Consider the following 7,650-nt stretch of genomic DNA (forward strand, 5'->3'; position numbering starts at 1 on the left):
AACCCGGAACAGACTGTTTCACGGCCCGTTTATTGTGTCGCAGTGAGATGGAGTTGCAGGCGTGCAACAGAGCGCCTTCACGGGAGTCAAATGGTGACGACAGCAGATCAGGTCTTTTCACAGCCGACAGCGGTTATACGTCAGGCTACTCCGGAAGGACCGCCGGTGCGTGTACTGGTGGCCGACGATGATCCCGAAATCCGTGCGCTTGTCCGTCGTGTGTTTGCCGCCAGCCCGGATTGTTCCGACTGCCTCGAGGCGGAAGATGCTGAGGATGTTTTCACTACCCTTGAGACTTCGCCTCCGGATGTGATCCTGCTCCGGTCATCCCTTGCCGGGATGAATGGATTGCAGGCCACGCGCTCCATCATGGTCAGGCACCCGGTTCCGATCATCATCATGGCTGATGTTGGGGAAGAGGATCTTGATCGGGCGTTTGAATGTCTTCGCTCCGGTGCGCTTGATATTGTCATGAGGACGGAAGCCGCACTTTCCTCGTCAGAGACCCTTGCCCGGGTTGTGAGTCTTGCACGTCAGGCGAAGGAATTGCAGCCACGCCAGGATGCGCCGGAAGCGCAGACGGGTGCTTCAGCCTTCCCGGTTAAGGCTCTTTTTCTGATGGCGGGGACAGGGGCGCTTGGATCGGCTCTGCGTGTCTATCAGGACTGTGATCTCGCTGCTTCCATCCCGGTTGTGCTGGTGACAGCGCTTCCGCCTTCTCTGCTGCCAGAGTTTGTGCGCTGGCTGGATGAAACATTTGAAAACGGTGCAAAGCTGGCGGACCTTGCTACCGGGCAGCCTCTGAAGGCTGGTCCATTGAATGTCGTGGTGGCTTCGGCTCTGCCGCGGGTGGTGGCTTCAGACGACAAGGGTGTCATTCTCGCCGGACTGCCTGATGGTCCTTGGGCTGCACCTCTGACCCCATCGGGGGAAAATGGTTTTGATGTGCTGCTCGCCTCGGCGGCTGAAGTGGCGGCAAAAGAGACGGTCGCGGTTATGCTGGGAGGGCTTCACTCCTCGGGGGCGGCTGGCCTTTCCCTTCTGAAGCGGGCAGGGGGGCGTGCCTTCGTGGAATTGCCCGCATTGTGCCCATTTGCCCGCAGTTCTTTTACCGCAGTCAGGATCGGGGCTGCGGATGCGTATGCGAATGTCAGTCACCTCGTGACGTTGCTGGATGGTCTCAGCGCGCAACAGGCAGTGTCCGGTGCATAGGTATGAGCAATCACAAGCCTCTCGTTCTTCTGGTTGGACAGTCTGAGACAACGGATCGATTTTCCGCAGGACTGACCGGGCACGGCTATGAGGTCAATGTTGTCGCAGATGCCGAGGCAGCGCTTGACAGTCTTGATCAGCAGCCGCCCGCTATTCTGATTACTGAATTTTCCTTGCCCGGTATGACGGGATGCAAGATGGCGCGTCAGCTTCGTCTCAACAGACTGACACGTTCGCTGCCCATCATCATGCTGACCGATGATGAACCGATGATGTGTGAAGCCTTCAGGGCTGGCATTGATGTCTGTGTTTCTCGCACTGTGACCCCAGCCTTTCTCGCCCTGCGGATCGAAACGTTGTTGCGTGGCCTGAAAATTACCGCACAGGCCATGATGCAGGAGCGGTTCAGACGCCCAACCGTGGCGATTGCTACGGTGGGAGATGGGAGATTGCGTCACTGGCCTGCGTCCTCTGGGTCGGTAGATACTACGCCGCCTGTTGTCGATCTGCTGAGGGGGGAAGGCGTGGATACGATCCTGCTTGATCCCTCGACACTGGCTGGCGCACCCGATTTCTGGCTGCCCGCCGTGGATTGCGTGGTGGTGGACCTGACCTCCCGTGCGTTCGATGGATTGGCCTTTTGCCGTATGCTTGATTGGCAGCGTTATACGTCATTCGCTACGACGATCACGCCACCACGTCTGCTCGGTTTTGGTGGCGATGAAGAGCCGGATGTCCTTGCGGCGTATGATGCGGGAGTGGATGACTGCGTCGGGTCTTCAGTCACCCCCGAGATTCTGCTTCTTCATGTCCGTAGCCTGCTTTATCGCAAGGCTATTCTGGACGAGAGCCTGCGAAGCGAGGCCGAACGCGCTGCGCGGGATGCGGCCATGGAGGGTGCGCGGGCCAAAACGGTTCTGGCGGATGCGCTGGAACAGGCCAACGACGAACTCGGTGCGGCCAACCGCAAACTCATTGAGGCGCAGACGCGGCTTGTGCAGTCAGCGAAGATGGCGTCTCTCGGCGAACTGGTTGCCGGCATCGCGCATGAATTCAATAATCCCCTCGCTTTTGTCATTGCGCATGAGACGACGGTTTCCCGCACTCTGGAAGGGGCCTTGTCGGCGCTGGATAAGGGAGATGTCGAGACTGTCCGGGCGCTGCTGGAGAAAGGGCAGGATCGTCTCGGTGCGACTTCGATCGGGCTTGGGCGCATGCGGGATCTGGTGTCCAGTCTGAGACGTTTTTCCAGACTGGATCAGGGTGCGTTTAAAGATGTTGATCTCCCGGATGCGATCAACACGGTCCTCGCATTGCTGTCTCCAAAACTTTCTGAAAATATCAAGGTCGATCTCGCATTCGATGCCCCTCCGGTTCTCCGCTGTCAGGTGGCGCTCGTGCATCAGGTCGTGATGAACATCATCAGCAACGCCGCCGATGCCCTGCTTTCCTTGCCGGAAAGTGATCAGAGAATTCCGCTGATCAATATCAGCACGGCGTTGTGCGATGCAGAGGATGGAACAGCCGTTCATTACGTCATTTCCATCTGCGATAATGGACCGGGTATTTCTCCCTTCATGCGCGAGCGTGTGTTCGAGCCCTTCTTCACGACAAAGCCCGTTGGTGAAGGAACCGGCCTTGGCCTTGCCACGGCATACGGCATCGTGCAGGCTCATGGGGGAACGATTGAGGTTTCCAAATCTTCCATGGGTGGGGCCTGTTTCACTGTAGCGATCCCGTATCTGCCCCCGGAAACAGCAGAAGGAACGGCTTTTCTTGTGGGAGAGTTGCCATGAACGCGATCCAGGATGGCATTCATCAGGATAAGATTCTGATCGTTGACGACGAGCCGGAAATTCTGATTGCGCTCACTGATCTGCTTGATGACGAATTTGTGATCATTCAGGCTTCCTCTGCACAGGAAGCCTTGACCCTTCTTCGTAATCATTCAGATATTTCAGTCATCATTTCTGATCAACGCATGCGTGACATGACCGGTGACGTCTTCCTCACCGAAGCCCGTAAAATCTCGGATGCGGGGACAATTCTCCTTACCGGTTATGCCGACCTTGATACGGTGGTTTCCGCACTCAATCGCGGAGCGATTTCCTTTTACGCCGCAAAACCGTGGGAAGCAGGCAGCCTGCTGGCCATGGTGCGGGAAGCGGCTGCCGGATATCGCACACGGTGTGAACTGAATACGGAACGCGCCCTGTTGAGGAGCCTGTTCGACAATCTCCCGCTGGGACTTGCGATTACCGATACGGCAGGGCGTATCACGCGACTAAATGCACTGGCGGCGGAGGCCTTTGGTCGGCCATTGAAGGAGTGCATTGGACAGGCCGAGACCGCTCTGCTGGGCGATGTGCCTGTTGAAACAAGAAGCGCCGATAATCTCAACACAGTTGATGAATTTCCGGGTGTGCGACGGGTCGGCCCCGATGGGCGTGAAAGCTGGCATCGGATTTCACGGATTGAACTGGCTTTGCCATCGGATACATCTGCCGTTCATCCCGTCTCGGTCCTGATCGACCAGAATGTCACTGATCTGATCGAAATGGAAAAACGGGCGCGTCAGGCTGACAAGATGCAGGCCATCGGTACGCTGGCTGGCGGCATTGCCCATGATTTCAACAATCTTTTGACTGCCATTCTGGGCTCTCTTGAACTTGTTCAGGATATGCAGCCTCCGACCGATCCCAATATCAGCCGTCTCTTCACCAATGCGATGGATGCCGCGCGTCGGGGAGCAGTGCTGACGCAGAAACTGCTCGATTTCAGCCGCCCGCGTGATCTTGCCCGTCGACCGGTAGACGTGCCGAAACTGCTGGGACAGATGCAGGGTTTGCTGGCGCAGAGTGTTGGCGGCGGTGGTTCACGCGCTGTCCCGGTTCGGCTCAGGCTCCCCGATGAAGAGTTGCCGCAGGCGTCCACCGATCCGTCGTTGCTGGAAGTCGCTCTGGTCAATCTGTGCCTCAACGCTCGTGATGCTCAGCCGAAAGGGGGAGAGATCATCATTTCGGCCGAAGCGGTAACGTTGAGTCCGGATGATCAGCCGAAAAACATGGTGGTCGGACGATCCGGGCGACCACTACCGCCGGGGCATTACGTTGTCGTTTCCGTGGCGGATCGTGGTGTTGGCATGACACCGGAAACACAGGCTCGTATTTTTGAGCCGTTCTTCACGACAAAATCAGTCGGTTCCGGCATCGGGCTTGGACTGCCGATGGTGTACGGCTTCGTGCAGCGTAACGGCGGCGATGTCAGGGTTTCCAGCAATCCCGGCGTCGGAACCTCCATCGAACTCTGGCTGCCGGCAATCAGCAAGGACGGTAGTCAGGGAGCCATACAGCCGGGTCCGACGGAAACGCACCATAGTCATGGTAATCAGCGCAGTATCCTTGTCGTGGATGATGATCCTGCCGTGGCCGCGGTGACCGTGGGTTTCCTCGCAAAGGCGGGTTTCAGGGTTCTGGAAAGTCATAGCGGAGCAAAAGCGCTCGATCTGGTTCGTTCCCGACCGGATATTGGTCTCGTGGTGATGGATCTCTTGATGCCGGAGATGAATGGCGACGAATGCGCTCGTCGGATCGCGGTTCTTCGGCCTGATCTGGCGGTGATCTTTGTTACGGGCTTTGCTGACCGCGCCATTCTGCCCCCTGATGCCCGTGTGCTGGCCAAGCCCTTTACGCGGGAGGCCCTGCTGTCCGGGGTGGAAGATCTTATTCCGGGGAAGTAAGGGGAAATAAGAAGGTCTGCTCCTGATATTGAAACATCAGAAGCGGACACTCCTATTAGGCCGATGCCATAATGCTTGAGTGAAATCGCACTCAAGACTTATTTCCCCGATTTCCCCATACTGGTTTTGGCATATCTCCCCAAAGCCACGAGCTTTTGTCACTGAGGTTTAAGCGGCTTTCCCACTACAAGCCTCAGTGACAGAGACGACCTTCCTGTCACTCGTTCTGCGACCAGTGTTCGGATACTCACCATCCCTGTTCGGTGGGAAGAACGAACAGTTCTGCAACATCCATGCGGGCCGGTGATTTCAGTGCAAACAGGATGCTGTCAGCAATGTCTTCACCTTCAAGAAATGTCATGGAAGCCGCCAGATCATCCATCTGTTTGCGGTAAGCGGCATCTTTAATCTGCTCGTACAGTTCTGACTTCACAGCTCCCGGCTGGATACAAGTGACGCGAATATTGTGCTTTGGTCCGATCTCCATCCTAAGCCCATCCGAGAACGCCGTGACAGCGGCCTTGGTGGCGCAATAAACGGCCAGACCCGTAAAGACTTTCCGACCCGCAATCGAGGACATGTTGAAGATATGTCCCGAATGTTGCGCGATCATCTGTGGGAGAACCGCTGCCGTTGCATTGAAAACGCCCGATACGTTTACGTCCACCATCCGCTTCCACTCGTCCACTTTCAGACTGTCAATGCTGGACAAAGGCATCAGGCCCGCATTGTTGACCAGCACATCAATCCTGCCGAATTGGGCGATCAGAGTATCTGCGGCAGCTTTGCATGACGCTGGATCCGTCACGTCGGTTGGAAGGGCAACAGCTTTTCCACCTGCATCGGTGATTTCCGTCATCAGCGCCTCCAGACGGTCCTTGCGCCGGGCCGCCAGACCGACAATAACGCCTTCTGTTGCAAGTTTGCGTGCTGTTGCCGCTCCAATTCCACTCGAGGCCCCGGTAACAAGTGCAACTTTACCTCTGATGCTCATGATAATCTCCATGTGTTCCGTTTAAAACAGTCGAAAAACATGTAGAGGCTACGGAGTTAGGCTTCTCTCGTCCTTTTGCTGAAACTATCGTGATTTTGTGCTTCTGTGCGATGTCAGGTCGCCTCATGACACCTTCAAAAGGTAAACCGAATGCGTTCCTCGCTGCGTGCTGCCAGTTATGCCCTAGAGGACCGCATTCCGGGTCGGAAAATCGGGCAAAGCCGGGGGGAGGCATGGAAAGAGGCAGAGGCGCAGATATTCCGTCGGTCACAACAGGAAGAAGAGGTGCTGGTTCCGGCGGTGGCCGAACCTTTGTTGGTCTGGGTCATCTCTGGAGAAGCTCAGATCGAGGAACGCGAACTGACAGGTGAGTGGACGAAAGCCGAGGTCAGAACAGGATCATTCTTCCTGACACAGACTGATGCGCCTTATCTTATGCGCTGGCAGGTTCGTCCGGAATGCCCGTTTGAAGTCCTGCATCTCTATCTGGGGCTTACTCTGGTGGACCGGGCGGCCCGATCTCTTGGACTGAATCCGTTACGGCTCCGCATGCGTGATATTTCAGCTGCTCAGGATGCGTTTGTATCTGGCGTTCTGACAGGTCTGACGAATGAGATGCAGAGAGTTTATTCAAACAGCTCGTTATTCGTGAATGGACTTTTGGAAAGTCTGACCATTCACCTTCTGCGCCATTATGCAGAAACACATTCTACCCGCACGCACAAACCTGCACAGTTGCCAGCATGGAAACTCCGCAAGGCCCTTGATCATATGGAGGCACATCTCGCCGAACCATTCGATCTGGATTTTCTGGCTGGTCTGTGTGGGATGAGCCGGTTTCATTTCAGCCGATCATTTCACAACACTATGGGACAAACCCCGTCACGCTGGTTTGTAAGACAGCGTGTCGAACAGGCGAAAAAACTTCTGTGTCAGAGCGATAAGTCTATCATCGAGATCGCCCTGACCATTGGTTATGAAAGCCCAAGCCATTTTGCGCAGGTGTTTCGCAGGGAAACCGGTGTCAGTCCTCGTGATTACAGAAAGCTGTGACACCATCTTTTTGATTTCCACAACTCTTCGCGGTCAATCTCAATCACCATCTTTGTTCCGCTGAACCGAATGCGCATATCGATCGCCCCATGCCTTGAGGGCCTGAATGACCGGTTTCAGCGTCTTTCCCAACTCGGTCAGGGCGTATTCCACATGCGGCGGCACTTCAGGGAAGACGGTGCGTGATACCAGCCCGTCTGCTTCCAGTTCGCGCAACTGATTAGTCAGCATCCGCTGCGTGACGTTGGGCAGGCGGCGGCGTAGTTCGCCGAACCGCAGCACTCCATCCTCGAACAGGTGATACAGGATTAGCGCTTTCCACTTGCCGCCAAACAGTTCCAGCGTGGCTTCCACCGTGCAACCGGGGCTACAGGCCAGCGTGGTGTGACGAATGCGGGGCATGGTATCATTCCTGACACTAGTGGCGGTTTATGTGCGTTCTTGCGCACACCAGAGGGTGGGTCAATGTTTACATGCAGGCCGGACGGATGTCCTGCATTTGTAAACAAGGTTGATCATGTCTTCGTCTTCTTTATTCGATCCTGTGCAGCTGGGCGATCTATCTCTTGAAAACCGGATCTTCCTGCCACCGCTGACACGCTGCCGCAGCACGCAGCCCGGGGACATCGCCAACGCGCTGATGGCCGAGTAT

At 56.0% G+C, this 7,650-nt stretch carries 6 protein-coding genes and 1 pseudogene; 5 read left to right on the plus strand and 2 right to left on the minus strand.

Annotated features, from left to right (window positions below):
• Positions 1 to 90: 90 nt before the first annotated feature.
• From B3759_RS07620 to B3759_RS07630, 3 genes are read left to right on the plus strand one after another with little or no spacing between them, the layout of a single operon-like run.
• On the plus strand, positions 91 to 1,212 hold the full coding sequence (locus tag B3759_RS07620; RefSeq protein WP_291365214.1) for a response regulator: 1,122 nt from the start codon (positions 91 to 93) through the stop codon (positions 1,210 to 1,212).
• 2 nt (positions 1,213 to 1,214) lie between these two features.
• On the plus strand, positions 1,215 to 3,008 hold the full coding sequence (locus B3759_RS07625) for an ATP-binding protein (protein ID WP_291365216.1): 1,794 nt from the start codon (positions 1,215 to 1,217) through the stop codon (positions 3,006 to 3,008).
• Positions 3,005 to 4,951: a response regulator gene (locus tag B3759_RS07630; protein ID WP_291365218.1), complete on the plus strand. Its 1,947-nt coding sequence runs from the start codon at positions 3,005 to 3,007 to the stop codon at positions 4,949 to 4,951. Before B3759_RS07625 ends, B3759_RS07630 begins: the two co-directional genes overlap by 4 nt.
• A gap of 247 nt (positions 4,952 to 5,198) precedes the next feature.
• Here B3759_RS07630 and B3759_RS07635 read toward each other — a convergent pair whose 3' ends face one another.
• Positions 5,199 to 5,957, minus strand: coding sequence for an SDR family oxidoreductase (locus tag B3759_RS07635; protein ID WP_291365220.1), 759 nt, complete (start codon positions 5,955 to 5,957; stop codon positions 5,199 to 5,201).
• A gap of 138 nt (positions 5,958 to 6,095) precedes the next feature.
• Between B3759_RS07635 and B3759_RS07640 the strand changes: the two genes are divergently transcribed.
• Positions 6,096 to 6,998 carry a helix-turn-helix domain-containing protein gene (locus B3759_RS07640; protein ID WP_291365222.1) on the plus strand — a complete coding sequence of 301 codons (903 nt, stop codon included), beginning with the start codon at positions 6,096 to 6,098 and terminating at the stop codon, positions 6,996 to 6,998.
• Positions 6,999 to 7,037: 39 nt separating this feature from the next.
• Here the strand turns inward: B3759_RS07640 and B3759_RS07645 are convergent, their stop codons facing one another.
• Positions 7,038 to 7,400 (minus strand): winged helix-turn-helix transcriptional regulator, encoded by a 363-nt coding sequence (locus B3759_RS07645; RefSeq protein ID WP_291365224.1) that lies wholly within the window; start codon positions 7,398 to 7,400, stop codon positions 7,038 to 7,040.
• 115 nt (positions 7,401 to 7,515) lie between these two features.
• On the opposite strand from B3759_RS07645, the pseudogene B3759_RS07650 reads away from it, so the two are divergent.
• Positions 7,516 to 7,650: pseudogene (locus B3759_RS07650) on the plus strand (alkene reductase); the annotation flags it as partial.

It is taken from the genome of Acetobacter sp. UBA5411 (assembly GCF_002409645.1).
Taxonomy (GTDB): Bacteria; Pseudomonadota; Alphaproteobacteria; order Acetobacterales; family Acetobacteraceae; genus Acetobacter.